Origin of the sequence: Roseomonas sp. HF4, from assembly GCF_005222755.1 — a bacterium.
Classification (GTDB): Bacteria; Pseudomonadota; Alphaproteobacteria; order Acetobacterales; family Acetobacteraceae; genus Neoroseomonas.
In genome coordinates this window covers 511,854-535,251 of record NZ_STGD01000002.1, presented here as the reverse complement: position 1 = coordinate 535,251, position 23,398 = coordinate 511,854, and the positions used below count along the sequence as shown (strand labels likewise).

29 protein-coding genes are annotated in these 23,398 nt (G+C 71.4%); 9 read left to right on the top strand and 20 right to left on the bottom strand.

Annotated elements, in window-relative coordinates:
* Positions 1-25 precede the first annotated feature (25 nt).
* Genes E8M80_RS05490 through E8M80_RS05475 form a run of 4 tightly spaced genes read right to left on the bottom strand, consistent with a single transcriptional unit; the run spans position 26 to position 1,711 of the window.
* Entirely contained in the window at positions 26-352 is a 327-nt protein-coding gene (locus E8M80_RS05490; protein ID WP_137124631.1) for a heavy metal-binding domain-containing protein, read from the bottom strand.
* A gap of 42 nt (positions 353-394) precedes the next feature.
* Positions 395-1,129, bottom strand: a complete 735-nt coding sequence (gene fliP, locus E8M80_RS05485; protein WP_137124630.1) for a flagellar type III secretion system pore protein FliP — start codon at positions 1,127-1,129, stop codon at positions 395-397.
* Entirely contained in the window at positions 1,126-1,398 is a 273-nt protein-coding gene (locus tag E8M80_RS05480) for a flagellar biosynthetic protein FliO (RefSeq protein ID WP_137124629.1), read from the bottom strand. The genes fliP and E8M80_RS05480 overlap by 4 nt, the downstream gene beginning before the upstream one ends.
* A gap of 34 nt (positions 1,399-1,432) precedes the next feature.
* A complete protein-coding gene (locus E8M80_RS05475; protein WP_137124628.1) occupies positions 1,433-1,711 on the bottom strand; it encodes a hypothetical protein in 279 nt (92 codons plus the stop codon).
* A 98-nt stretch (positions 1,712-1,809) separates the two neighbouring features.
* Here E8M80_RS05475 and E8M80_RS05470 point away from each other — a divergent pair, with 98 nt between their 5' ends.
* The 8 genes from E8M80_RS05470 to recA all read left to right on the top strand — a co-directional run bounded on the left by E8M80_RS05470 (position 1,810) and on the right by recA (position 7,989).
* Positions 1,810-2,196, top strand: coding sequence for a flagellar basal body protein (locus E8M80_RS05470; RefSeq protein WP_137124627.1), 387 nt, complete (start codon positions 1,810-1,812; stop codon positions 2,194-2,196).
* 12 nt (positions 2,197-2,208) lie between these two features.
* A complete protein-coding gene (flgC, locus tag E8M80_RS05465) occupies positions 2,209-2,619 on the top strand; it encodes a flagellar basal body rod protein FlgC (RefSeq protein ID WP_137124626.1) in 411 nt (136 codons plus the stop codon).
* On the top strand, positions 2,616-2,924 hold the full coding sequence (locus E8M80_RS05460; RefSeq protein WP_137124625.1) for a flagellar hook-basal body complex protein FliE: 309 nt from the start codon (positions 2,616-2,618) through the stop codon (positions 2,922-2,924). The genes flgC and E8M80_RS05460 overlap by 4 nt, the downstream gene beginning before the upstream one ends.
* Before the next feature lie 31 nt (positions 2,925-2,955).
* A complete protein-coding gene (locus E8M80_RS05455) occupies positions 2,956-3,225 on the top strand; it encodes a flagellar biosynthetic protein FliQ (RefSeq protein WP_137124624.1) in 270 nt (89 codons plus the stop codon).
* Positions 3,226-3,228: 3 nt separating this feature from the next.
* On the top strand, positions 3,229-4,005 hold the full coding sequence (locus E8M80_RS05450) for a flagellar biosynthetic protein FliR (protein ID WP_137124623.1): 777 nt from the start codon (positions 3,229-3,231) through the stop codon (positions 4,003-4,005).
* 3 nt (positions 4,006-4,008) lie between these two features.
* Positions 4,009-5,076, top strand: coding sequence for a flagellar type III secretion system protein FlhB (flhB, locus tag E8M80_RS05445; protein ID WP_137124622.1), 1,068 nt, complete (start codon positions 4,009-4,011; stop codon positions 5,074-5,076).
* 115 nt (positions 5,077-5,191) lie between these two features.
* Positions 5,192-6,760: an ATP-binding protein gene (locus E8M80_RS05440; RefSeq protein WP_137124621.1), complete on the top strand. Its 1,569-nt coding sequence runs from the start codon at positions 5,192-5,194 to the stop codon at positions 6,758-6,760.
* 182 nt (positions 6,761-6,942) lie between these two features.
* Positions 6,943-7,989 carry a recombinase RecA gene (recA, locus tag E8M80_RS05435; RefSeq protein WP_137124620.1) on the top strand — a complete coding sequence of 349 codons (1,047 nt, stop codon included), beginning with the start codon at positions 6,943-6,945 and terminating at the stop codon, positions 7,987-7,989.
* Between the two features lie 161 nt (positions 7,990-8,150).
* On the opposite strand, the gene E8M80_RS05430 is transcribed toward recA, so the two are convergent.
* From E8M80_RS05430 to E8M80_RS05390, 9 genes are all read right to left on the bottom strand, one after another.
* Positions 8,151-8,714, bottom strand: coding sequence for a hypothetical protein (locus E8M80_RS05430; protein WP_137124619.1), 564 nt, complete (start codon positions 8,712-8,714; stop codon positions 8,151-8,153).
* A gap of 118 nt (positions 8,715-8,832) precedes the next feature.
* On the bottom strand, positions 8,833-10,482 hold the full coding sequence (pyk, locus tag E8M80_RS05425) for a pyruvate kinase (protein WP_370287203.1): 1,650 nt from the start codon (positions 10,480-10,482) through the stop codon (positions 8,833-8,835).
* 68 nt (positions 10,483-10,550) lie between these two features.
* A complete protein-coding gene (locus E8M80_RS05420; protein ID WP_137124618.1) occupies positions 10,551-10,994 on the bottom strand; it encodes a cupin domain-containing protein in 444 nt (147 codons plus the stop codon).
* A 14-nt stretch (positions 10,995-11,008) separates the two neighbouring features.
* Positions 11,009-11,710 (bottom strand): ABC transporter ATP-binding protein, encoded by a 702-nt coding sequence (locus E8M80_RS05415; RefSeq protein WP_137124617.1) that lies wholly within the window; start codon positions 11,708-11,710, stop codon positions 11,009-11,011.
* Complete coding sequence (locus tag E8M80_RS05410) at positions 11,710-12,462, bottom strand: ABC transporter ATP-binding protein (RefSeq protein ID WP_137124616.1); 753 nt, start codon at positions 12,460-12,462, stop codon at positions 11,710-11,712. Before E8M80_RS05410 ends, E8M80_RS05415 begins: the two co-directional genes overlap by 1 nt.
* Entirely contained in the window at positions 12,455-13,381 is a 927-nt protein-coding gene (locus E8M80_RS05405; RefSeq protein WP_137124615.1) for a branched-chain amino acid ABC transporter permease, read from the bottom strand. The genes E8M80_RS05410 and E8M80_RS05405 overlap by 8 nt, the downstream gene beginning before the upstream one ends.
* Before the next feature lie 136 nt (positions 13,382-13,517).
* Entirely contained in the window at positions 13,518-14,441 is a 924-nt protein-coding gene (locus tag E8M80_RS05400) for a branched-chain amino acid ABC transporter permease (protein WP_137124614.1), read from the bottom strand.
* A 49-nt stretch (positions 14,442-14,490) separates the two neighbouring features.
* Positions 14,491-15,672 carry an ABC transporter substrate-binding protein gene (locus E8M80_RS05395; protein WP_137124613.1) on the bottom strand — a complete coding sequence of 394 codons (1,182 nt, stop codon included), beginning with the start codon at positions 15,670-15,672 and terminating at the stop codon, positions 14,491-14,493.
* Between the two features lie 52 nt (positions 15,673-15,724).
* Positions 15,725-16,543, bottom strand: a complete 819-nt coding sequence (locus E8M80_RS05390; RefSeq protein WP_137124612.1) for an alpha/beta hydrolase — start codon at positions 16,541-16,543, stop codon at positions 15,725-15,727.
* Between the two features lie 51 nt (positions 16,544-16,594).
* On the opposite strand from E8M80_RS05390, the gene E8M80_RS05385 reads away from it, so the two are divergent.
* Entirely contained in the window at positions 16,595-17,188 is a 594-nt protein-coding gene (locus E8M80_RS05385; RefSeq protein ID WP_137124611.1) for a nucleoside 2-deoxyribosyltransferase, read from the top strand.
* Here E8M80_RS05385 and phoB read toward each other — a convergent pair.
* From phoB to E8M80_RS05350, 7 genes are all read right to left on the bottom strand, one after another.
* Complete coding sequence (gene phoB, locus E8M80_RS05380) at positions 17,161-17,877, bottom strand: phosphate regulon transcriptional regulator PhoB (RefSeq protein WP_137124610.1); 717 nt, start codon at positions 17,875-17,877, stop codon at positions 17,161-17,163. The genes E8M80_RS05385 and phoB overlap by 28 nt on opposite strands.
* A 19-nt stretch (positions 17,878-17,896) precedes the next feature.
* On the bottom strand, positions 17,897-18,613 hold the full coding sequence (gene phoU, locus E8M80_RS05375) for a phosphate signaling complex protein PhoU (protein ID WP_137124609.1): 717 nt from the start codon (positions 18,611-18,613) through the stop codon (positions 17,897-17,899).
* 19 nt (positions 18,614-18,632) lie between these two features.
* Positions 18,633-19,475 (bottom strand): phosphate ABC transporter ATP-binding protein PstB, encoded by an 843-nt coding sequence (gene pstB / locus E8M80_RS05370; protein ID WP_137124608.1) that lies wholly within the window; start codon positions 19,473-19,475, stop codon positions 18,633-18,635.
* Between the two features lie 17 nt (positions 19,476-19,492).
* Positions 19,493-20,386: a phosphate ABC transporter permease PstA gene (pstA, locus tag E8M80_RS05365; RefSeq protein ID WP_137124607.1), complete on the bottom strand. Its 894-nt coding sequence runs from the start codon at positions 20,384-20,386 to the stop codon at positions 19,493-19,495.
* A gap of 4 nt (positions 20,387-20,390) precedes the next feature.
* Positions 20,391-21,362, bottom strand: a complete 972-nt coding sequence (gene pstC, locus E8M80_RS05360; protein ID WP_137124606.1) for a phosphate ABC transporter permease subunit PstC — start codon at positions 21,360-21,362, stop codon at positions 20,391-20,393.
* Positions 21,363-21,432: 70 nt separating this feature from the next.
* Positions 21,433-22,452 (bottom strand): phosphate ABC transporter substrate-binding protein PstS, encoded by a 1,020-nt coding sequence (gene pstS / locus E8M80_RS05355; protein ID WP_137124605.1) that lies wholly within the window; start codon positions 22,450-22,452, stop codon positions 21,433-21,435.
* 154 nt (positions 22,453-22,606) lie between these two features.
* Entirely contained in the window at positions 22,607-23,392 is a 786-nt protein-coding gene (locus E8M80_RS05350; protein WP_170979199.1) for an enoyl-CoA hydratase-related protein, read from the bottom strand.
* Positions 23,393-23,398 lie beyond the last annotated feature (6 nt).

Here is a 23,398-nt window from a genome sequence, read left to right as displayed (position 1 = left end):
CGGGGCAGCGCCCCCCTCGGTCACGCTAACCGCGCTTCAGCCTGACCGCCGTGCCGCTCGCGCTCACCATCAGCATCCCGTTGTTGCTGCCGAGCACCTCGTAGTCGATGTCGATGCCGAGCACGGCATCGGCGCCGAGCGCCTGCGCCTGCGCCGCCAGCGCCGTCATCGCCGTGTCGCGCGCGGTGCCGAGTTCCTTCTCGTAGGTCGCGGACCGCCCGCCCACCAGGTCGCGGATGCCGGCCATGAAGTCCTTGACCAGGTTCACGCCGAGCACGGCGTCGCCGAAGACGATGCCGAGATACTCCTCGACCTCCCGGCCCTGCAGCGTGGAGGTGGTGGCGAAGATCATGCGTCTTTCTCCCTGCCCGGCTCGCTGTCCGGAGCCGGAACGCTACACGCCCACGAACCCCTGCACGAGAGAAGCCGAGACAAGCCGCCAGCCATCCACCAGCACGAAGAAGATGAGCTTGAACGGCAGCGCCACGACCGAGGGCGGCAGCATCATCATGCCGAGCGACATCAGGACACTGGCGACCACCATGTCGATCACGAGGAACGGCAGGAACAGGAGGAAGCCGATCTCGAAGGCGCGCTTCAGCTCGCTGACCATGAAGGCGGGCACCAGGGCGCGCCAGGGCGCGGCCTCCGCGCTGGCGGGGACGGGCAGGCGCGCGAGCTCGATGAAATGCGCGAGGTCGTCGTCGCGCACATTTGCGGCCATGAAGCGCCGGAACGGCTCGGCCGCGGCCTCGAGGCCGGCGATCTCGCCCATACGTCCCTCGGCCATGGGCTGCAGGCCCTGCGTCCAGGACGCTTCGAAGACCGGCTGCATGACGAAGAAGGTGAGGAACAGCGCGAGCCCGACCAGCACCGGGTTGGGCGGGATGCCCTGCGCGCCGATCGCGCTGCGCAGCAGGGCCAGCACGATCACGATGCGCGCGAAGGCCGTCGCCATGACCAGCAGGGACGGCGCCAGCGAGAGCATGCCGATCAGCGCCGTGAGCTGCACGAGCCGCGCCGTGGCGCCCGGCTGGCCGCCCTGGCCGAGGTCGATCGCGACCGATTGGGCCGCGGCCGCGCCCGGCAGCAGGACCAGCAGCGCCAGGACCGCAAGCACGCGGGTCATGGTGCCGCTCCGGCATCGGGCGGCAGCCATCCCACCACCTGGTCCTGCCCGCCACCGGTCAGCAGCAGAAGCGCGCGTCCCTCGACGCGCACCAGCACCAGGCGCCGGCGCGCATCGAGCGGCAGGCTCTCCTCCAGCGTCAGGCGCCCCTGGCCTGCCCGGGGCGCGAGCCCGGCGCGCCGCGCCAGCCCCCCGGCCAGCAGGATCAGCGCGAGAACGCCGAGCAGCGCGGCCAGCGCGGTCGCCCAGCCCTGTGGATCGAGGGTCATGCCGCGGCCTCCTGCCGGCGAGTGGGGGGTTGGGTCAGGGCGGCGCGAGCCTCATGGCCAGCGCATCGACCAGCCGGAGCAGCGCCGCGAGCCGCCCGCGCAACGCCGGCAGCATGGCTTCCGGCGCCACGAGGCAGGCGGCGCAGAGCCGGCCCATCTCCGCCTCGAGCCCGGCCAGGTCGACGCGCCGTCCTTCGGCCGCCAGCGCCGCCGCCACGCCGAGCGTCGCCTCCATCGCCTCGACGGCGGCAAGCAGCCCGGCCGCCTGGCGCGCTTCGGCGGCCTTGAGGGCGAGGGTGTCGGCGGTGTCCATGGGCAGCAATGAACAGCCGCGCTGGTTACCGCGCGGTTGTCGCCGCCGCGCCGCAGGCATTAACCGATCCTTGGGTCCCGCCGTGCGAGAAGCCGGGCATGGACCCGACACGCACCGGACCGGTCGCCCTTGCCGAAGCCAGGATGCGCTGGCTCGACGCGCGCCAGCGCGTGCTGGCGCAGAACATGGCCAACGCCGATACGCCCGGCTTCCGGCCATCCGACCTTCGCCCGTTCGGCGAGCACGTGGCCGCGGCCGCGCCGCTGCAGGCGACGCATGCTCGCCACCTGCACGGCAGTGGCGAACGCGACGCGCGCGCGCAGCGCGAACGCCGCCTGCCGGAGAGCACGCTGGACGGCAACGCCGTCTCGCTGGACCGGGAGGCGCTGCGCATCGCCGAGACCGAGACTGCGCATGCGCTCGCGGTCGGGCTGCACCGCCGCTACCTCGGCCTGTTCCGAACCGCGCTCGGGCGCAATTCGTAAGGGGATTGAAGGATGGATCTCGACCGCGCGCTCCGCATCTCGGCGGCCGGCATGCAGGCGCAGGCGACACGCCTTCGCGTGGTGGCCGAGAACCTCGCCAACCGCGACAGCACCGCCGAGACCCCGGATGGCGAGCCCTATCGCCGCAAGACCGTGACCTTCCGCAACCGGATGGACCGCGCCGCCGGCACGGCGATGGTGGGCGTGTCGCGCATCGGCACGGCGGCGGGCGAATTTCCCGTGCGCTTCGACCCGTCCCACCCCGCGGCCGATGCGCGCGGCTATGTCCGCACGCCCAACGTCGACAGCGTGATCGAGACGATGGACATGCGGGAGGCGCAGCGCTCCTACGCCGCAAACCTCTCGGTGCTGGAGGTCACGCGCGGCATGCTGACCCGCACGATCGAAGCGCTGCGCGGATGACCGCGGCCCTGGCCTCGGCGGGTGCGGCCGCCGCCTATCGCGCCGCCGATGCGCTGCCCCGTGCGGGGCGGGAGGGCGCGACCGAGGCCGGCGGTTTCGGCGCCGTGCTCGGCCGCGCCATGGAACAGGCGGTCGAGGTCGGGCGCGAGGCCGACACCGCCACCACCCGCGCGCTGTCCGGTCAGGGCAGCGTGACCGACGTGGTGCTCGCCGTCGGTCGTGCCGAGATGACGCTGCAGACAGCCGTCGCCGTGCGCGACCGCGTTGTCGCCGCCTACCAGGATGTGATGCGGATGCCGATCTGATGCGCAGCGCACGTCGGAAAAAGGTCCGGCGGTGAACGAGGTCGCGCTCGCGGCCCGGGAAGCGCTCTGGGTCAGCCTGCAGCTCGGCGGGCCGCTGCTCATCGTCATGCTCGTGGTCGGGCTCGTCATCGCGGTGCTGCAGGCGCTGACGCAGGTGAACGAGGCGACGCTCGGCTTCCTGCCCAAGGTGGTGGCGCTGGCGGCGGCGCTGGTGCTCCTCGGCCCCTTCATGGCGGGCGTGCTGCGCGGCTATGCCGGCAACCTGTTCCAGGCGGTGGTCGAGGTCGGGATCAAGGGCTGACCCGTGACCGAGGCCGAATTCCTCGACGCGCTGCCCGTCCTCGCCTTCCAGGCGGTGCTGCTGTTCGCGCGCCTCGGCGCCGCGGCGATGGTGCTGCCGGGCCTGGGGGAGGAGGAGGTGCCGGCACAGATCCGGCTCGGCCTCGGCCTTGGGCTTGTCGTGCTGTTGCTGCCGGGGCTCGCGCCCGCGCTGCCGGCCGCGCCGGACCAGGCGGCCGAGGCGGTGCGGCTGATCCTGCTGGAAGTGCTGGTCGGGCTCTGGCTCGGCGGGCTCGCACGGCTGATCGTCATCGCCATGGCGGTGGCGGGGCAGATGGTCGCTCTGCTGCTTGGCCTGGCGCAGGCGATGGTGCCGGACCCGGCGCTGGGTGGGCTCGGCACGGCGCCGGGGCGCCTGTTCGGACTGGCCGCGGTCGTGGTGGTGCTGGGCAGCGGGCTCTATGCCATCCCGCTCGGCGCGCTGGTGCAATCCTACGTGCTGTTCCCGGTGGGTGACCCCTTCCCGGCGGGCCCGGGCGCCGAGGCCATGGCGGCCGCGGCGGGGGAGAGCCTGGCGCTCTCGCTCCGCCTCGCCGCGCCCTTCGTGGTGGCGGCGATCGTGCTGAACGTGGCGCTCGGCCTGCTGGCCCGGATCGCGCCGCAGGTGCAGGTCTATTTCGTCGCCATCCCGGGGCAGATCGTGTTGGGGCTGGCCTTGCTGGCGCTGGTCATGCCGGCGCTGCTCGGCGCCTTCGCGGAAGCCGCGCGCGCGGCCTTTCTCGCGCTGCCCGGGCTGCGCTGACCCATGGCCGAGGGCGGCGGCCAGGAGGCCGAGGGCCAGGACCGCACGGAAGCCGCGACACCGCGGCGGATCGAGAAGGCGCGCGAGGAAGGCCAGGTCGCGCTGTCCAAGGAAGCGTCCGGCTTCGGCGCGCTGGCCGGCGGCGTGCTCGGGCTCGCGATCGGCCTGCCGCCCGCCGGCGCCGAGATGCTGCGCGGGCTTCGCGCCGTGCTCGAACGCGGGCACGAGATCGCGCCGGTGGATGCGGCGATCGGTCTCGGTCGGCTCGGCATCCTGGCGGTGTTGCCGGTGGCGGTGCTGACGGCCGCCGGCGCCATGGCCGCCACCTTCCTGCAGACCGGGCTCCTGGTCTCGGCCAAGGCGCTGAAGCCGCAGGTCTCGCGCATGAGCCCGCTGGCCGCGCTCAAGCGGATCTTCGGGCCGGAGGGGGCGATCGAGTTCCTCCGCACGCTGCTCAAGCTCGGCCTCGTGGGGGCGGCCTTCTGGTGGGTGCTGGCGGACCCGGCGGCGCTCGGCGCGCTGCTCCACCTGCCGGCCGGGGCGCTGCTGCTGGAAGGCGGGCGGACGGCGCTCGGCCTGGCGCTCGCCGCGCTCGGCGCCTTCGCGCTGATCGCCGTGCTCGACCTCCTTTGGGTGCGCTGGCGGCACCTGGAACGCCTGCGCATGAGCCGCCAGGACATCCGCGAGGAACTGCGCGAAAGCGAGGGCGACCCGCATGTGAAGGCCCGGTTGCGGCAGATCCGCGAAGGCCGCGCGCGCGGGCGCATGATGGCCGCAGTGCCGAAAGCGGCGGTCGTCATCACCAACCCGACGCACTACGCCGTGGCGCTCGCCTACGACCAGGGGTCGGGCGCTGCGCCACGGGTCGTGGCCAAGGGCGCGGATGCCGTCGCCGCCCGCATCCGTGCCGCGGCCGAGGAGGCAGGCGTGCCGATCGTATCGAGCCCGCCGCTGGCGCGCGCGCTGTTCCGGCTCGACCTGGAAGCGGAGATCGCGCCGGAGCATTATCAGGCGGTGGCCGAGATCATCGCCTATGTCTGGCGGCTCGGCGGGCGGGGGCAGGGCGGATGATGCGAGGCGCAGGGAGTTCCGACCTTCGGCCCGCGGCATCGGCCGCGCCGCGCCGCTGGCTTGCCGGCCGCCGGGCGCTGCCGGGTCGCGGCGACGAAGCCTTCGTGCGTCCGGCATGAGCACGGCCGCCAGCGACGATTTCGGCCGCCTGTTCGAGGCGGAGGAGGAGGCGGGGCTCGCCGTGCTCGACCTGGCCGGGCGCATCCGGCTCGCGAGCCCGGCGCTTTGGGCGCTGTGCAACGGCGGGACGCCGCCCGAGACCGGCATCGCGGCCACGCTGTTGTTCGAGGCCGGCACGCGCGCCGCCGTGGAGGCCGCCATCGCCGCCGCGCTGGCCGGGCCGCCCGCGCCGCCCACCGTCGCCGCGCGCCTGGCCGACCTCGGGCTGCCGCCCGATGCCGCGGTGGAGGTGGCCTGCCGGCCGCTGCGCGGCGAGCCCGGCGCGCTGCTCCGCGTGACGGACGTGACGCGGCGCCGGCGGATGCAGCGCCAGCTCGAGGAAGGGGCGCGGCTGCAGATGGTGGGGCAGCTCGCCGGCGGCATGGCGCATGACTTCAACAACCTGCTCGCCGCCGTCACGGGCGCGGCCGAGGCGGCGCTCGGACGCGGGCCGGAAGCGGAGACGCAGGAGGATCTCCGCCGCATCCTCGATGCCGCGGCGCGCGGCGCGCGGCTGATCCGCCACCTGCTCGCCTTCGCGAGCCGCCAGGTGCTGGCGCCGCAGGTGATCGCGCTCGGCGACGCGGTGGCGGCGATGGAGCCGCTGCTGATGCAACTGCGCGGCAACCGGCACGGCCTGGTGTTCGACGTGCCGCGGCCCGGGCCGCGGGTGCGAGTCGACCTCGCCCAGCTCGATCAGGTGCTGGTGAACCTCGTCGTCAATGCGCGGGAGGCGATGGCAGGCGGCGGCGCGATCCGCGTGGCGCTGCAGGAGGTCGCGCTGGCCACCGAGGAGGTGGCGCAGGGCTCGGTCATCCCGGCCGGGCGCTGGGCGGTGCTCTCGGTCGCCGACGAAGGGCCGGGCATCCCGCCGGAGATCCTATCCCGCATCTTCGAGCCCTTCTTCACGACGCGGCGCGGGGATGGCGGGACGGGGCTCGGGCTCTCGACCGTGCTCGGTATTCTCAGGCAGTCGGGGGGGCACGTGTCGGTGATGCCGGGGGTGGCGAGGGGCACGGTGTTCCGGCTGTGGTTCCCCTGCGCCGAGGGGGCGGTGGCGGTGGCGCCCGTCGCGGCGCCGGCCGCGCCCGGCTTGGTCGCGGCGCCGGCCGCGCCCGGCCTGGTCGCGGCGCCGGCCGTGCCCCGCTTGGCCGCCGCGCGGCGCGTGCTGCTGGTGGAGGACGAGGCGGCGCTCCGCCTGCTGGCGCGGCGCGCGCTGACCGAGGCCGGCCACGTGGTCGAGGTGGCGGAGGACGCCGAAGCCGCGCTCGCGGCCGTGGAGGCGGGGTTCAGGCCGGACCTGCTGGTCTCGGACGTCACCATGCCGGGGGAGATGGACGGGCTCGGCCTCGCCGAGGCGCTGCGCGCGCGGCTGCCGGGGCTGCCGGTCATCCTGGTCTCGGGCTACGCCGCGGCGACGGTGGGGGAAGGGCTCGCCGGGCGCGGCGTGCGGTTCCTGGAGAAGCCCTTCCGGATGGCGGAGCTGGTCGCCGCCGTGGCCGAGGCTGTCGAGCCGGCGCCGTGATGTTCCTAATACGTTCTTGATGCCGGCGCCGCTTTGGCGCATCCTTGTCTTGCGCCGAATCGGCCCCCCATGCGCGGGTGGGCCATGCGCGGGGTCCTCGGGGCTCCATGATCAATGGGCGATGGACGCCTGAAGGAAATCGCCCTATGGTTGATAAATCTTCGCAGGAGCGGGGCAAGAGCATGGACAAGGGAAAGGCGCTGGACGCCGCGCTCAGCCAGATTGAGCGCGCCTTCGGCAAGGGCTCGATCATGCGCCTCGGCGCCAGGCAGTCGCAGCAGGGGGAGATCGAGACCGTCTCCTCCGGCTCGCTCGGGCTCGACCTGGCGCTCGGCATCGGCGGCCTGCCCAAGGGGCGGATCATCGAGATCTACGGGCCGGAATCCTCGGGCAAGACGACGCTCGCGCTGCACGTCATCGCCGAAGCGCAGAAGAAGGGCGGCACCTGCGCCTTCGTCGATGCCGAGCACGCGCTCGACCCGGGCTACGCGAAGAAGCTCGGCGTCGATGTCGATAACCTGCTGATCAGCCAGCCGGATGCGGGCGAGCAGGCGCTCGAGATCGCGGATACGCTGGTCCGGTCCGGTGCCGTCGACGTGCTGGTGGTGGACAGCGTCGCCGCCCTGGTGCCGCGCGCGGAACTCGAGGGCGAGATGGGCGACACCCATGTCGGCCTCCATGCCCGCCTGATGTCGCAGGCGCTGCGCAAGCTGACCGGCTCGGTCTCCAAGTCCAACACGCTGCTGATCTTCCTGAACCAGATCCGGCTCAAGATCGGCGTCATGTTCGGCAATCCGGAGACGACCACGGGCGGCAACGCGCTGAAGTTCTACGCGTCCGTGCGCATGGAGATCCGGCGCATCGGCGCGATCAAGGACCGCGACGAGGTCACCGGCAACCACACGCGCGTCAAGGTGGTGAAGAACAAGATGGCGCCGCCGTTCCGCGAGGTCGAGTTCGACATCATGTACGGCGAGGGCATCAGCAAGGTGGGCGAGCTGATCGACCTCGGCGTCAAGGCGAACGTGGTCGAGAAGTCGGGCGCCTGGTTCTCCTGCGACAGCCAGCGCATCGGCCAGGGGCGCGAGAACGCGAAGCAGTTCCTGCGCGACCATCCCGAGATGGCGAATTCGATCGAGCAGCGCATCCGCAGCCAGGCGGGGCTGCTGGTGGACCAGATGCTGGCCGGGCAGGACGCGGAGGACGGCGAGGCGATCGCCGCGGAGTAAGGCAGTGGCCGGCGCGGCGGGGCATTCCCGATCGCGCCGGCCGCCGTGGCGCCGGTGCCGGGCCATCCTGCGTCATCCGTGCGTATCGAGCGCGGGTCATGACGGACCTTGCCATGGCCCGGCGCTCGCGATCGAAGGATGCCGCGCGTTGTGCGCCGCCCCTATCCCCAACCCTGGAAGACACTGAACAGGACGCGGTATCGGTCGTCGCCCTTACGCCATTCCGCCGCGCTGCGGCTGATGAGCGGATTGCGCAACGACAGCGTCCCATGCCAGTCGAAGACGTAGGTCTTGCCATCCCCGACGGTGACGGCGGTGGCATCGTGGTGCGCGAGTACGCTTTTGCCCGGCTCGGGCCTGCGTGAGATCGGGTTGGCGCCGAGGACCCAGCGCGGCAGGTCGCCTTTCGCAACCGCGGCATTGATCGCGGCGTCCGTGGCGCTGGCGATGCCGGTGCAGGACTGGTCCATCCCGCGCTGTTCCCAGTAATCCTTTGCGTAACTGGACCCGGTGGGCGTGCCGCCCACGAGTTCGACCACCTTCATGCCGGCCCAGGCCATCCCCTCCATCGTCATGTTGGTGAGGTTGCGCAGGCTCCCCGCGGCATTCTGGCCAATGGCATAGGGGGACACCTCGGGGATCAGCCGCTGGCATCCGGCATCGCGCGACACCACCTCGACGATCGCGACGGCGATCGAGCGGGGCAGGGATTGATCATGGCTCATGACGCATCCGGCTCCTCGCCTGGGCGCGGTCATCCTACCGCGACCACATGACCTCACGCAGCGTTCGTGTGCCGGCCCGCCGTAACCGGCATCACTTCGGCCCTTGAGGGCCCCGGCGCTACTTCACCACCGCCACCCGCAATGCATTCGTCGTCCCCGGCGTCCCGAACGGCACGCCCGCGGTCACCACCACCTCATCTCCCGCCTTTGCAAAGCCTTCGTGCTGCGCGGCCTTCACCGCGCGCGCCACCATCTCCGTCATCGAGTGGATCTCGCTGACCTCGAGCGGGTGGACGCCCCAGATCACCGCCATGCGCCGCGCCGCCACGCCGCTCGAGGTCAGGCCGAGGATCGGGCAGGCCGGCCGCTCCCGCGCCACGCGCAGCGTGGTCGACCCGGTGGAGGAGAAGGTCGCGATCACCTCGGCGTCGATCGTCTCGGCCACCTGGCGCGCGGCGGTCGAGATGGCGCCCGCGCTGGTCCGCTCCGGCGCGGGGCGCGAAGCGTCGGTGATGCGCCGCCAGTCGGGGTCCTGCTCCACCCGCGCCACGATGCGGTCCATCATGTTGACCGCCTCATAGGGATATTGCCCGGCCGCCGTCTCGGCCGAGAGCATCACCGCATCCGCCCCGTCGAAGACCGCGGTGCCGACATCCGACACCTCGGCGCGCGTCGGCGACGGCGCGGTGATCATGGATTCCAGCATCTGCGTCGCCACCACCACCGGTTTGCCGAGCGCGCGCGCGGCGCGGACGATGCGCTTCTGCACCAGCGGGACCTCCTCCGGCGGCAACTCCACGCCGAGGTCGCCGCGGGCGACCATCACGCAGTCGGTCAGTTCCAGGATCGCGTCGAGGTTCTCGACCGCCTGGGGCTTCTCCATCTTCACCATCACCCAGGCGCGGCCGGCGGCGATGCGCTTGGCCTCGGCCACGTCCTCGGCCCGCTGCACGAAGGACAGCCCGATGTACTCGATGCCGAGCGGCAGCACGAAGTCGAGGTCGGCGCGGTCCTTCTCGGTCAGCGCGGGAATGGGCAGCGCAACGTCCGGCACGTTGACGCCCTTGCGATCGGACAGCGGGCCGCCGACCACGACCTCGGTCTCGAGGTGGTCGGGCCGGGTGCGCGTGACGCGCAGCCGGAGCTTTCCGTCGTCCAGAAGCAGCGTCGTGCCGATCTGCGCGGCGGCGATGATCTCCTTGTGCGGCAGGTTCACGCGCCGGACATCGCCCGGTGACGGGTTGAGGTCGAGCCGGAAGGACTGCCCCGTCTGCAACTGCACCCGCCCAGCCTGGAAGCGGCCCACGCGCAGCTTCGGCCCCTGCACGTCGGCCAGGATGCCGATCGGCCGGCCGACCTTGCGCTCGACCTCCCGGATGGTCGCGATGCGCGCCGCGTGGTCCTCGTGGCTGCCATGGGAAAAGTTGAGCCGGAACACGTCCGCGCCCGCGCGGTGCAGACGCTCGATGACCTCGAAGGTCGCGGAGGCCGGGCCCAGCGTCGCGATGATCTTGGTTCGGCGGCGCCGGCGCAGCACGGGGCGCACGCCGAGGCGGGGCGGCGGTTCCGGCCGGGCCGCGGGCGGCGTGGTCAGGTCGGGGCGGATCTCGGCCGGCGGCAGGCCGAGGATGCGCGCGACGTCGCTCACGCGTTCGTCGGGCACACGGCGCCATTGCGACACGGCGGCGGTCGAGATGCCGAGTTCCGTCGCGATGCGTGTGACGGCGCCGCGGCGGGCGAAGATGGCTTCGAGGGTCGGGTCTCTCATGGCGCGGACCTTATCATGGATAAGGTCCGCGCGCCGATAGCGAAACGAAACTTATGTACGCTAAGTCTTCACCCCGGCGGTGGCAGGAACTCCACCTCGTGCTCGGCAGCGAGGCGGATGACCTCCGCCGGGTCCGGCACGTTGTGGATGCGGGTGAACAGCGTGTGCAGGCTGCGCGCGGGGCTGACCCAGAACAGCGCCCGCGCCGGGGCGGACCCGTTGCTCCAGAAGCCGTGCATGATGCCCATGGGCATGCGCACCAGGTCGCCCGCGCGCGCCTTATGCGACTGGCCGTCGAGGATGAGGTCGATCTCGCCCTCCAGTACGCGGATGAATTCGTCCTGCGTCGTATGGATATGCGGCGGCACGAAGGTGCCCGGCGGCGCGAGGGCCTCGAAGGCGAAGGCCGAATCGCAGGAGGCGACCGGCTTGTAGGTCTGCCCGAGGATGTTCCAGACGATGCCGCCCTCGCCCTCGCCGGCGGGGGTGATGCCGGCCTTCAGTGCACTCATGGTCGCCTCCTCTCCTACACGTGAAGATAGGTGTCGCGCACTTCCGGGGCCGCCGCCAGGGCCTCCCCGGTGCCGGTCCAGACGACGCGGCCCTTCTCGATCACCACGTGCCGGTCGGCGAGTTTCAGGATCGCGCCGAGGTTCTTGTCGATCAGCAGGATCGCCTGGCCTTCGGCGCGCAGCGCGGCCAGCACGGCCCAGATCTCGGCGCGGATCAGCGGCGCCAGCCCCTCCGTCGCCTCGTCCAGGATCAGCAGGCGCGGGTTGGTCATCAGCGCGCGGCCGATCGCCAGCATCTGCTGTTCCCCGCCCGACAGTCGTGCGCCTAGGCTGCGGCGCCGCTCGGCGAGGCGCGGGAACAGCGCCAGCACGGCGGCGAGCGTCCAGCGCGGCGCGCCGCCCGCGCGGTTGGCCGCGGTCGCGACCAGGTTCTCCTCGACAGACAGGGTCGGGAAAACCTGGCGGCCTTCCGGCACCAGGCCGATGCCGCGCTGCGCGATGCGGTGCGGCGGCAGGCCCGTGACCTCGGCGCCGTCGAAGGCGATCCGCCCGGCATCGGGCGCCAGCAGCCCCATCACGGCGCGCACCGTGGTCGTCTTGCCCATGCCGTTGCGGCCGAGCAGGGTCACGACCTCCCCCGCGCCGACCGCGAAGGCCAAGCCGTTCAGCACGCGGCTGCCGCCATAGCCGGCGGAAAGCCCTTCGACCTCCAGCATCAGGCGTCGTCCTCGCCGAGATAGGCGGCGCGCACCTCGGCATTGCCGCGGATCTCGGGCACCGTTCCGGTCGCGATGACACGGCCGTAGACCAGCACCGAGATGCGGTCGGCCAGCGCGAAGACCGCCTGCATGTCGTGCTCCACCAGCAGGATGGTGTAGTCGGCGCCGAGGCGCTTCAGCAGCGCGATCAGGCGCTCGGTCTCCTCGGGCCCGGCGCCGGCCAGCGGTTCGTCCAGCAGCAACAGGCGGGGCCTCGTGGCCAGCGCGATCGCGATCTCGAGCGCCCGCTTCTCCCCGTGGCTCAGCGTGCCCGCCGGCACGGCGGCGCGGTCGGCCAGCCCCACGAGGTCGAGCGCGGCCATCGCCGTGTCGTTCAGCACCGCTTCCCCCGACGCGGGGCGGAGGAAGCGGAAGGAGGACCCGCTCCGCGCCTGCGCCGCCAGCGCCACGTTCTCGCGCGCGCTGAAGCCGGCAACGATGCTCGTGATCTGGAAGGACCGCGCGAGGCCCGCGCGCACGCGCCGGGGCAGCGACAGCCGCGTGATGTCCTGCCCGGCGAACAGGATGCGCCCGGAATCCGGGGCCACGATGCCGGTGATCTCGTGGATCAGCGTCGTCTTGCCCGCGCCGTTGGGGCCGATCACGGCATGGATCTCGCCCGGCATGACGTCGAGGCTGACGCCGTCCGTCACGTCGAGGCCGCCGTAGTGCTTGCGGAGATCCTCCAGGCGCAGCAGCGGCTCAGCCATGGCGCCTCGCCACGAGGCCCGAGAGGCCACCCTTCAGGAACAACACGGCGAGCACCAGCAGCGGCCCGAACACCAGCTTCCAGTGCTGCATCTGCTCGGCCAGCCAGGTCTCGAGCAGCACGAAGGCCAGCGCGCCCAGGATCGCGCCCCAGAGCCGCCCGACGCCGCCCAGGATCACCATGAACAGCAATTCCCCCGAGCGCTGCCAGGACAGCGTGGCCGGCGAGACGAACTCGGTCGCGTTGGCCAGCAGCACGCCCGCCAGCCCGCCGAGCGCGCCCGCGATCGCATACCCCACCAGCCGGAACGGATAGGGCGCGAGGCCCACGGCCTCGACGCGCTGCGCGTTCTCCCGCGCCGCGCGCAGTACGCGGCCGAAGCGCGACGCCAGCAGCATGGCGCAGAGCCCCCAGGTCAGCGCCAGAAGCCCGAGGCAGATGTAGTGGAAGGCGAGACGGTTCTCGAGCAGCCGTGTCCCCGCGACCTCCGTCCGGCCATAGAGGGTATAGCCGTCGTCCCCGCCATAGGCCGCCAGCGAGGAGGTGGTGAAGAACGCCATCTGCCCGAAGGCGAGCGTGATCATGATGAAATGAACGCCCGAGGTGCGGATGGCGACCGCCCCGGTCAGCAGCGAGAAGCCCGCTGCGGCGGCGACTGCGACCGGCAGCACGATCAGCGCCTCGGTCACGCCATGCGCGTCCAGGATCGCGACCGCATAGGCGCCGACGCCGAGCGAGGCCGCGTGCCCGAGGCTGACGAGCCCCGCCCCGCCCACCAGGAAGGACAAGGAGACCGCCGCCATGCCGAGGATCATGGCGCGCGCGAGCAGCGTCAACTCATAGGACCCGCCGAAGCCCGCCAGCGGCGCGACGGCCAGGGCCGCGAGGACGGCGAGGGGGAGAAGCGCTTCGCGGGTCATGGGCAAGGCAGGGCAGGGGGAGAAGAGAACTTCTCCCCCCACACCCCCCTCAATCTTCTTTGGGACCAAGTGAAAAAGAAGGGAGGGGGATCGGGGGAGGTTCTCCTCCCCCGCCCTTCATCGCCCACGCCCCGCATCACCCCGTCCGCACCGGAAACAGCCCCGCCGGCCGGAACGCCAGGATCGCCGCCATCGCGACATAGACCAGCATCGACGCCAGTGCCGCCCCGGCCTGCCGCGCGGCCGACGGGTCGAGCACCAGCCGCAGCAGGTCAGGCGCCATCGACTTGCCCAGCGTGTCGATCAGCCCGACCAGCAGCGCGGCCAGGAACGCGCCGCGGATCGAGCCGATGCCGCCGATCACGATCACCACGAAGGCAAGGATCAGCACGTTGTCGCCCATGCCAGGCTCGACCGAGAAGATCGGCCCCGCCAGGATTCCCGCGAAGCCCGCCAGCATGGCGCCGAAGGCGAAGACCAGCGTGAACAGCCGCCCGACATCGACGCCCAGCGCCGCGACCATCTGCGGGTTGGTGGCGCCGGCGCGCACCAGCATCCCCGCCCGCGTGCGCTCGACCAGCCACCAGAGCAGGCCGCCCGTCGCGACGCCGGCGGCCAGCACCGCCACGCGGTAGATCGGGTACTGCAGGCCGGGCATGATCTCGATGCCGCCCTGCAGCAGCGCGGGGATCGGCACCTGCAGGGGCGCCGCGCCCCAGACGACCTTCACGCCCTCGTTCAGGAACAGGATGACGCCGAAGGTCGCCAGCACCTGCGCCAGGTGGTCGCGGCGATAGAGGTGGCGGAAGACCAGCACCTCCAGCACCAGCCCCGCCGCAAGCGCCGCCGGCAGCCCGAGCAGCAGCCCCCACCAGAAGGAGCCCGTGGCGGCCGCCAGCGCCGCGCCGATATAGGCGCCCAGCATGTACTGCACCCCGTGCGCCAGGTTGATGAAGTCCATCACCCCGAACACGAGGGTCAGCCCCGCCGCCACCAGGAACAGCAGGATGCCGAGCTGCAGGCCGTTGAGCGCCTGCACTAGCAGCAGTTGCGTCGTCACGCGCGGCGCGGCGTGGCAGCGCGCGGCCGCCCCGCCAACCCCGCGCGCATCAGCGCATGCGGCATTCGGCCGCCCAGGGATCGACGTTGGCTTCCAGCACCTTGCGCACCGTCTCGGTCTGGAACTTGCCGTCCGGCCGGCGCGCGACCTTGAGCAGCCAGAAATCCTGCACCGGGTAGTGGTTCGCGCCGAAGCGGAAGGTGCCGCGGACCGAGGTGAAATCGGCGGCGCGGATCGCGGTGCGGAGAGCGCCCTTGTCGCGCAGGTTGCCGCCCACCTTGCGGATGGCGCTGTCCAGCAGCATCGCCCCGTCATAGGCCTGCGCGGCGTAGGTGGCGGGGACGTAGTTGAACTGCGCCTCGAAGTCGCGGACGAAGCGGGCGTTCTGCGGGTTGTCCATGTTGGGCGCCCAGGACGCGGCTGAGAAGAAGCCTTCCGCTGCCGCGCCCTGCGCGGGCAGCGTCGCCTCGTCCACCGTGAAGGTGGACAGGAACGGGATGCTGGCGAGCCCTGCCTGGCGGTACTGCCGCACCAGGTTCACGCCCAATCCGCCCGGCATGAAGGTGAAGATCGCATCCGGCCGAGCGGCCGCGATCCTCGCGAGCTCCGCCGAGAAATCGAGCTGGGTGAGGGGGACATAGACCTCGTCCACCACCTCCCCCTTGAAGCGGGACTTGAAGCCGGCGACCGCGTCGCGGCCCGCCTGGTAGTTCGGCACCATGACGAAGACGCGCTTGTAGCCCTGGTCCTCGCAGGCCTGGCCGATCACGGAATGGACCTGGTCGTTGTTGTACGACGTGGTGAAGAAGAACGGGTTGCAGCCACGCCCGGCGAAGGTGGACGGCCCGGCATTGGTGCTGATGAGGAAGGTCTCGGCTTCCGTCACCGGCCGCATGATGGCGGCGAGGATGTTCGAGAACACGACGCCCACCACGAAGTCCACACGGTCGCGCTCCAGCGCCGCGCGGACCTTGGTCACGGCCACTTCGGGGCGGAGCTCGTCGTCGATGTGCACGACCTCGGCGGTCAGGCCGCCGAGCTTGCCGTCGAGGTGGCGCAGCCCCTGCAGGAAGCCGTCGCGCAGCTGCGTGCCGAGCGCCGCCTGCGGGCCGGTCTGCACGGCGACCAGGCCGATCTTCACGCCGCCCGCGGGCTGCGCATGCAGGAGGGCGGGTGCCGCCAGCAAGCCCGTGGTGGCGCCGAGCAACCCGCGCCGTCCGATCCCGATCATGGAAACCCCCCTGTTTGTCGTGAAGTGCCGGTCCCCTGTTAAGCGCGAAGCGTCACAGGGACGCAAGCCGCCGGGCCGTCCCGGCGGCCTTGATGGTCAGTGGATGGTCCGGGTCGGCCAGCGGGTCCAGCACCGTGAAGTGGTTCGCATCCGGGATCGCTTCATGCGTGCCGCCCCAGGCTTCCGCGAAGTCCCGCGTCTGCCGCAGGTATTCGGGGCTTTCCGCCGCGCCGACCACGGCGTGCAGCTCGCCCCCCGGCGGCGGCAGGAAGCGCGGCGAGAGGGCGCGCGCCTCCTCGGCGGTCAGGCCGAGCCCCGCGCCGATCGTGGTCCCGAGCAGCGGCTCGATCTCGAAGACGCCCGAGATCGGCATGGCGCCAGGGACCACCTGGCAGCCGAGCGCCTTGGAGAACCGCGAATAATCGTGCCCGAGCAGCATTGCCGCGAGCTGCCCGCCGGCTGAATGGCCCATGGCATACACATGCTGCTTCGTCTGGAGGCAGAGCATCGCGGCGAGTTTCCGCAGCTGCTCGACCGCGGTGGCGATGGGCACCTCGGGGCAGAGCCCGTAGGAAGGCACCGCCACCGCGACGCCCCGCAGCAGCAGGCCTCGGGCGAAATGGCTGACCTGCCGGTGGTCGAGCGCCTGCCAGTAGCCGCCATGGATGAACATGACGAGGGGCGTGGCCTCGGCCGCCCCCTCCGGCAGGAAAAGGTCGAGCCGCTCGCGCTCGCCCGGCCCATAGGGCACGTCGAGGTGGCTGCGCGCCCAGGTTGTGCGGAAGGCGGCGGCATCGCGCGACCACCGCGCCAGGATGTCGGCGCTGTCGGGCACGCGGGCGCGGTTGTCGTATTCGGCTTGCAGGTTCATGCGCGCATCGAGCATGGCGCGGCGCCGCCGGGCAAGGCAGGATCGGGGCCGATGCGCGTCTATCTCGCCGGTCCCGAAGTCTTCCTGCCCGACGCCCTCGAGGTCGCGGCGGCGAAGAAGCGCATCTGCGCGGCGCATGGGCTGGAAGGCGTTTTCCCGCTCGACCCACCGCCGGCCGCGCCGCCGGCCGAACGGCCGTACTGGATGCGGATCTACCTCGGCAACGAGGCGCATATCCGGTCCTGCGGTGGGCTGATCGCTAACCTCACCCCGTTTCGCGGGCCCTCGGCCGACGTCGGCACGGTGTTCGAACTCGGTTTCATGCGGGCACTCGGCCGGCCGGTCGCGGGCTACAGCAACGTGGCGGAGGATTTCCTGGCGCGCACGCGGGGCTTCCTCGGCGATGCCGCGCGGCCGCGTGCCGATGGCGGGTGGGAGGATGCCGATCGCATGGGCCTCGAGGATTTCGGCTTGGCGGACAATCTGATGGTCGATGGCGGCATCGAGGCCGCGGGCGGCGGCTTCGAGCGCGCCGAGGTGCCGGCCGGGCGGCGCTGGCACGACCTCGCGGCCTTCGAGCGCTGCGTCATCCGCCTGGCGGCGGATGCGCGCGGGGATCAGTGGCCCTCGGCGTCCAGCGCGTAGCCCGCCGAACGCACCGTCCGGATCAGGTCCACCTCGGTCTCTCCGTTGATCGCCTTGCGCAGGCGGCGGATATGGACGTCCACGGTGCGCGGCTCGACATGGATGTCGCGCCCCCAGACCCCGTCCAGCAACTGCTCACGCGAGAAGACGCGCCCCGGGTGCTGGAGGAAGAATTCCAGCAGCCGGTATTCCGTGGGCCCGAGGTGCAGCGCCCGCCCGCCACGCGCGACGCGGTGCGCGTCCTGGTCCATCGTGAGGTCGCGGTAGGCGAGCACGCCCTTGGTCGCGACCCCGCCTGAACGCCGCAGCAGGGCGCGGATGCGTGCCAGCAGCGCGTCCATCACGAAGGGCTTGGCGATGTAGTCGTCCGCGCCGGTGTCGAGCGCGCGGACCGCGTCCTGGTCCTCGGTGCGGGCGGTGACCATGATGATCGGCAGGTCGCGCGTGCCGGGGCGGCGGCGGAGCTGGCGGCAGACCTCGATGCCGGACAGCGCCGGCAGCATCCAGTCGAGCAGCACGAGGTCGGGGCGGGCTTCTGCCACGCGCAGCAGTGCCTCCTGCCCGTCGGCGGCTTCCTCGACGCGGAAGCCCTGCTTCTCGAGGTTGTAGCGGAGCAGGGTCAGCAGCGCGGCCTCGTCCTCGACTACGAGGATCGTCGGCTTCGCGAGGGAGGAATAGGCCTCGGCCATCTCGTTCGGCTCCGGTCCCTCAGCCGCCTGCCGGGCGGACCACCGCAAAGGCCGATTCGTCGGCCTTGGGGCGGTCGTCGGGCAGGCTGTCGCCCATCACGGCGTAGTGGATGCGCTCGGCGATGTTGGTCGTGTGGTCGCCGATGCGCTCGAGGTTCTTGGCGATGAACAGCATGTGCGTCGCCGCCGTGATGTTGCGCGGGTCCTCCATCATGAAGGTCAGCAACTCGCGGAAGATGCCGTTGTAGATCGCGTCCACCGGCTCGTCGGCTTCCCAGACGCGGCGGGCGGCCCCGGCGTCGCTGTTCACGAAGGCGTCCATCGCCGCCTTCAGGTTCTCCTGCACCAGGTGCGCCATGCGCTCGAAGCCGTTCAGGCTGCCGAGGGCGGGGAGCGAGGCCAGGACGATCGCGCGCTTGGCCGCGTTGCGCGCATAGTCCCCGATGCGCTCGAGGTCGTTGGACGCCTTCATGGCCGCGACGATGACACGCAGGTCCTGCGCCACCGGCTGGCGCAGCGCGAGGAGGCGGATGCAGAAGGCCTCGACCTCGCGCTCCAGCGCGTCGATCTGGGCGTCGCGGCTGACGACCTCGGTCGCGAGGTCGGTGTCGCGGCGCACCAGGGCGCGCGTCGCGTCCGCTACCTGGCGTTCCGCGAGGCCGCCCATGCGCGCCACCATGTCGCGCAGGCGGCGCAGCTCGTCGTCGTAGCTGCGGACGATGTGTTCGGTCGGCATGACGTTGTCCTTCCCCGGATCAGCCGAAGCGGCCGGTGATGTATTCCTGGGTCTTGGGGTGCCTGGGCGCGGTGAACATCTGCGCCGCCGGCGCCACCTCGATCAGTTCGCCCAGGTAGAAGAACGCGACCTGGTCGGCGCAGCGCGCCGCCTGCTGCATGTTGTGTGTGACGATCACGATGGTGAAGTCGCGCTTCAACTCGTCGATCAGCTCCTCGATCTTGAGGGTGCTGATCGGGTCGAGTGCCGAGGTCGGCTCGTCGAACAGGATGACCTCGGGCCGGACCGCGATGGTGCGCGCGATGCAGAGCCGCTGCTGCTGCCCGCCCGACAGGCCGAGCGCGCTGCTGTCGAGCCTGTCCTTCACCTCATCCCAGATGGCGGCGCGCGCGAGCGCCCATTCCACCCGCTCGTCCATCTGCGACTTCGAGAGCTTCTCGTGCAGCCGCACGCCGAAGGCGATGTTCTCGTAGATCGTCATCGGGAAGGGGGTCGGCTTCTGGAACACCATCCCGATCCGGGCGCGCAGCGCGTTGAGGTCGGCATCGGGGGCGATGATGTTCTCCCCGTCCATCATCACCTCGCCCGTCGCGCGCTGGCCGGCATAGAGGCTGTACATGCGGTTCAGCACGCGCAGCAGCGTCGACTTGCCGCAGCCGGACGGCCCGATCATGCCGGTCACCTGGCGGTCGGGGATGTCGAAGTCGATCGACTTCAGCGCCCGGTTGTCGCCGTAGAAGAAGTCGAGGCCCCGGATCGCGATGCGCGGCGCATTGAGCGCGACGGAGGACCGCGCCTGCACGCCGCCGAAGCTCTGCCCCGCGGCCTCGGCCGTCGCGCCGTTCTCGGTGGTGATGGACATCGGGTCCTTCCTTCCGGTCACTTGCGGCTGCGCAGCAGGCTGCGCGCCAGGATGTTGAGGCCGAGTACGCCAAGCGTGATCAGCAGCGCCCCGGCCCAGGCCAGCGCGATCCAGTCCTCGAACGGGGAGGCGGCGAAGGAATAGATGGTGACCGGCAGGCTCGCCATCGGGCGGCCGAGGTCGGTCGACCAGGTGTTGTTGCCGAGCGAGGTGAACAGCAGCGGCGCCGTCTCCCCCGCGACGCGCGCGACCGCGAGCAGCACGCCGGTCACGATGCCCGCGCGCGCCGACTTCCAGCACACGAAGACGATCATGCGCCATTTCGGCGCCCCCAGCGCCATCACCGCCTCGCGCAGTGTGTTCGGGATCAGCTGCAGCATGTCCTCGGTGGTGCGCACCACGACCGGGATGACGATGATCGAGAGTGCCGCGACGCCCGCCCACCCCGAGAAGTTGCCCATCGGCAGCACGATGATGGTGTAGACGAACAGGCCCACCAGGATCGACGGCGCCGAGAGCAGGATGTCCGAGACGAAGCGCACCGCGTTGCCCAGCCTGGAGCCGCGCGCGTATTCGGCCAGGTAGGTGCCGACGAGCATGCCGATGGGCGTGCCGATCGCCGTGCCCATCAGCGCCTGGATCAGGCTGCCGACGATGGCGTTGAGCAGGCCGCCGTCGGAGCCCGGCGCCGCGGTGACATGGGTGAAGACGCGCAGGCTCATCGCCTCGAAGCCGCGGTAGGTCAGCGTCACGAGGATCGAGGCGAGGAAGGCGAGCCCGACCAGCGTCGCCGCGATGCAGAGCGTCCTGACCACGAGGTCCGCGCGCTTGCGCCGGCGGCCGAGCGCCGCGGCGACGGAGGGGTCCTTGCGCGGCCCGGGCACCGTGCCGACGGAAAGGGAGAGGCTCATGGGCTCAGGCCTTCAGCCGGGAGCGGAGCAGGTAGCGCGACAGCGCCAGCACCACGAAGGACAGGAAGAACAGGATGAAGCCGAGCGCCAGCAGCGACGCGAGCTTCAGGCTGCCCGTCTCGCTCTCCCCGAATTCCAGCGCGATGAGGGAGGCGATGGTGTTGCCCGGGCCGAACAGGCTCGTGCTGATCCGGTTCGCGTTGCCGATGACGAAGGTCACGGCCATCGTCTCGCCGAGCGCGCGGCCGAGGCCGAGCATGATGCCGCCCACCACCGACACGCGGGTGTAGGGGATGACGACGCCCTTCATCACCTCCCAGGTCGTAGCGCCGAGGCCGTAGGCGCTTTCCTTGTAGACCGGGGGCACCTGCTCGAAGACGTCGCGCATGGTCGCCGCGATGAAGGGCAGGATCATGATGGCCAGGATGAAGGCGGCCATGAAGATGCCGGTGCCGAAGGGCGGCCCCTGGAACAGCGCGCCGATGAGCGGCAGCTCCCCCAGCGTGTCGATCAGGACCGGCTGGATGTTCGTGGCGAAGAATGGGACGATCACGAAGAAGCCCCACATGCCGTAGATGATGGACGGCACGGCGGCGAGCAGCTCGATGGCGGTGCCGACCGGACGGCGCAGCCAAACGGGCGCCAGCTCCGTCAGGTAGAAGGCTGACCCGAAGGCGAGCGGCACGGCGAGGACGATGGCCAGCACCGCCGTCACGACGGTGCCGTAGACCGACACGCCGGCGCCGAAGACCTCCTGCACCGGGTCCCATTCCGTCGAGGTCAGGAAGCCGACGCCGAAGGCCTGGAAGGCGGGCAGCCCGGCGATGAACAATTCGACGATGATGGCGCCGAGCAGCGCGAGCACGAAGAGGCCGGCGCCCCTGCAGGCCCATTCGAAGATCGTGTCGCCGAGATTGCCGCCGCCCCGGCGGGCGCGCGCGGCGGGAACCGGGTGGGAGGCTGTGCTGGCGCTCACGTGGTCTGCCCGTCAGGAGGGTCGGGAAGAAGGCCTGGCCCGGCGCAATGCCGGGCCAAGCCCGTCGGGATCAGGCGCCGAGCTGCGTCCGCCACGCGGCGCGGATCGCGGTCTTGGTCGCTTCCGGCAGCGGGATGTACTCCAGTTCGCGCGCCAGCGCATCGCCGTTCGCGAAGCACCAGTCGAAGAAGCGGCGCACGTGCATGCTGCGCGCCGGCTCCGTCGGGTTGGTCGGCAGCAGGATGAAGGTCGGCGAGACGATCGGCCAGGCCGCCGGACCGGTGGTGTCGATGATGTTCGCCGCGAAGCCCGGCACGTTCCAGTCGGCCGCCGAGGCGGCGGCCATGAAGCTCGGCTGCTCCGGCTTCACGAAGTTGCCGGCCTTGTTGCGCAGCTGGGTTGTGACCAGCCGGTTGGTGATGGCATAGGCGTTCTCGACATAGCCGATCGCGCCGCGCACCTGGCGCACCGTGCCGGCCACGCCCTCGTTGCCGCGCGCACCGTTGCCGGCGGGGAAGCGGACCGAGGTGCCCACGCCCACGCGATCCTTCCATTCCGGCGAGACGGCCGAGAGGTAGGACACCCACACGAAGGTCGTGCCCGAGCCGTCCGCGCGGTAGGCCGGCGCGATGGCGAGGTTGGGCAGCGTCGTCCCGGGGTTGGCCGCGACGATCTGCGCATCGTTCCAGCGCGTGATCTTGCCCAGGTAGATATCGGCCAGGATCGGGCCGGTCAGCTTGAGCTGGTCGTTCGCGATGCCAGGGATGTTCACGATCGGCACGACCGAGCCCATCACCGTCGGGAACTGCAGCAGGTTGTTCTCGGTCAGCCGCTCGGCGGTCAGCGGCGCGTCGGTCGCGCCGAAATCCACCGTCCGGTTGCGGATCTGGTTGATGCCGGCTCCCGAGCCGACCGACTGGTAGTTCAGCTGGATTCCGGTCGGACCGCGCGCGGCCTCGGCCCACTTCTGGTAGATCGGGTTCGGGAAGGTGGCGCCTGCCCCGGTGATCCGCGCTTCTTCCGCGCGCGCGCCGAACGCCGGCAGGGTGAGCGCCGCCCCGGCGCCGAGAAGGATGGACCGCCTGTTCATGAGCGTTCTCTCCGTGTGCTGGTGAAGGTCCGAATGCCCCGGCCAGGGCATCGTCGACGCCGCTTCTAGGCGCCCTGGAAGACCTCTGCATTTCACTTCGATGAACGTTCGATGACAGCCGGCCGGACAGCCGGCGCAGTCATCCGCCCATCCGTCAGCGATACCAGCCCGGCCGGCGCTTCTCCCGGAACGCCGCAAGGCCTTCCTTCCCTTCCGCCGAGGCGCGCTGCATCCAGCTCTCATGCGCGAGCAGCGCCATCTCCCGCGCCGAGAGCTTCAACCCGTTGGCGCCGAGGAACGAATCCTTCGTCATCGCGATGGCCGACGGCGCCGACAGCATGCTCTGGTCGATGATCTCGGCGAGCCGCGCATCGGCCTGCGCGGCCGGCACCACCTCGTGCACCAGGCCGATTCGCTGCGCCTCGGCCGCATCGAACCGCTCGCCGGTGATGGCGTAGCGGCGCGTCTGCCTGAGGCCCATCGCGTGGACCATGTGCGTGCTGATCGGCGTGGGCGCGACGCCGACGCGCACCTCGGTCAGGCCAAAGACGGCCTCGGGCGTCGCGATCGCGACGTCGACGCAGCATACCACGCCGCAGCCGCCGCCGAAGCAGGCGCCGTGCACCAGCGCGAAGGTCGGCTTCGGGAATTCGTTCAGCTTCTGCATCGCCGTCGTCGTCGCCATGGAGGCGGCATAGGCCTGCTCGGGGCCGTAGGTCGCGGCCTCGGCCAGCCAGTCGAGGTCGGCGCCGGCCTGGAAGTGCCTTCCCGCGCCGCGGATCACCAGCGCGCGCACCGCGGGGTCGTCGCGCAGCCGGTCCAGCCCCGCGATCAGCGCGCCGAGCAGGTCCCCGTTGTAGGCGTTGCCCTTGGAGGGCCGGTTCAGCGTGGCGGTGGCGATGCCGCGGGCATCGATGGACAGCAGCACGGGGTCAGGCATGGCGGG

Excerpts from the sequence above, each read along its gene's own strand:
- flgC (WP_137124626.1), top strand. The coding sequence starts at position 2,209 with ATGGATCTCGACCGCGCGCTCCGCATCTCGGCGGCCGGCATGCAGGCG.
- E8M80_RS05385 (WP_137124611.1), top strand. The coding sequence starts at position 16,595 with ATGCGCGTCTATCTCGCCGGTCCCGAAGTCTTCCTGCCCGACGCCCTC.
- E8M80_RS05470 (WP_137124627.1), top strand. The coding sequence starts at position 1,810 with ATGGACCCGACACGCACCGGACCGGTCGCCCTTGCCGAAGCCAGGATG.
- recA (WP_137124620.1), top strand. The coding sequence starts at position 6,943 with ATGGACAAGGGAAAGGCGCTGGACGCCGCGCTCAGCCAGATTGAGCGC.
- E8M80_RS05430 (WP_137124619.1), bottom strand. The coding sequence starts at position 8,714 with ATGAGCCATGATCAATCCCTGCCCCGCTCGATCGCCGTCGCGATCGTC.
- E8M80_RS05395 (WP_137124613.1), bottom strand. The coding sequence starts at position 15,672 with ATGATCGGGATCGGACGGCGCGGGTTGCTCGGCGCCACCACGGGCTTG.
- phoB (WP_137124610.1), bottom strand. The coding sequence starts at position 17,877 with ATGGCCGAGGCCTATTCCTCCCTCGCGAAGCCGACGATCCTCGTAGTC.
- E8M80_RS05405 (WP_137124615.1), bottom strand. The coding sequence starts at position 13,381 with ATGACCCGCGAAGCGCTTCTCCCCCTCGCCGTCCTCGCGGCCCTGGCC.
- flhB (WP_137124622.1), top strand. The coding sequence starts at position 4,009 with ATGGCCGAGGGCGGCGGCCAGGAGGCCGAGGGCCAGGACCGCACGGAA.
- pstB (WP_137124608.1), bottom strand. The coding sequence starts at position 19,475 with ATGTCCATCACCACCGAGAACGGCGCGACGGCCGAGGCCGCGGGGCAG.
- E8M80_RS05415 (WP_137124617.1), bottom strand. The coding sequence starts at position 11,710 with ATGCTGGAGGTCGAAGGGCTTTCCGCCGGCTATGGCGGCAGCCGCGTG.
- pyk (WP_370287203.1), bottom strand. The coding sequence starts at position 10,482 with ATGAGAGACCCGACCCTCGAAGCCATCTTCGCCCGCCGCGGCGCCGTC.
- E8M80_RS05350 (WP_170979199.1), bottom strand. The coding sequence starts at position 23,392 with ATGCCTGACCCCGTGCTGCTGTCCATCGATGCCCGCGGCATCGCCACC.
- E8M80_RS05440 (WP_137124621.1), top strand. The coding sequence starts at position 5,192 with ATGAGCACGGCCGCCAGCGACGATTTCGGCCGCCTGTTCGAGGCGGAG.
- pstS (WP_137124605.1), bottom strand. The coding sequence starts at position 22,452 with ATGAACAGGCGGTCCATCCTTCTCGGCGCCGGGGCGGCGCTCACCCTG.
- fliP (WP_137124630.1), bottom strand. The coding sequence starts at position 1,129 with ATGACCCGCGTGCTTGCGGTCCTGGCGCTGCTGGTCCTGCTGCCGGGC.
- E8M80_RS05475 (WP_137124628.1), bottom strand. The coding sequence starts at position 1,711 with ATGGACACCGCCGACACCCTCGCCCTCAAGGCCGCCGAAGCGCGCCAG.
- E8M80_RS05490 (WP_137124631.1), bottom strand. The coding sequence starts at position 352 with ATGATCTTCGCCACCACCTCCACGCTGCAGGGCCGGGAGGTCGAGGAG.
- E8M80_RS05460 (WP_137124625.1), top strand. The coding sequence starts at position 2,616 with ATGACCGCGGCCCTGGCCTCGGCGGGTGCGGCCGCCGCCTATCGCGCC.
- E8M80_RS05480 (WP_137124629.1), bottom strand. The coding sequence starts at position 1,398 with ATGACCCTCGATCCACAGGGCTGGGCGACCGCGCTGGCCGCGCTGCTC.
- phoU (WP_137124609.1), bottom strand. The coding sequence starts at position 18,613 with ATGCCGACCGAACACATCGTCCGCAGCTACGACGACGAGCTGCGCCGC.
- E8M80_RS05390 (WP_137124612.1), bottom strand. The coding sequence starts at position 16,543 with ATGAACCTGCAAGCCGAATACGACAACCGCGCCCGCGTGCCCGACAGC.
- pstA (WP_137124607.1), bottom strand. The coding sequence starts at position 20,386 with ATGAGCCTCTCCCTTTCCGTCGGCACGGTGCCCGGGCCGCGCAAGGAC.
- E8M80_RS05410 (WP_137124616.1), bottom strand. The coding sequence starts at position 12,462 with ATGGCTGAGCCGCTGCTGCGCCTGGAGGATCTCCGCAAGCACTACGGC.
- E8M80_RS05420 (WP_137124618.1), bottom strand. The coding sequence starts at position 10,994 with ATGAGTGCACTGAAGGCCGGCATCACCCCCGCCGGCGAGGGCGAGGGC.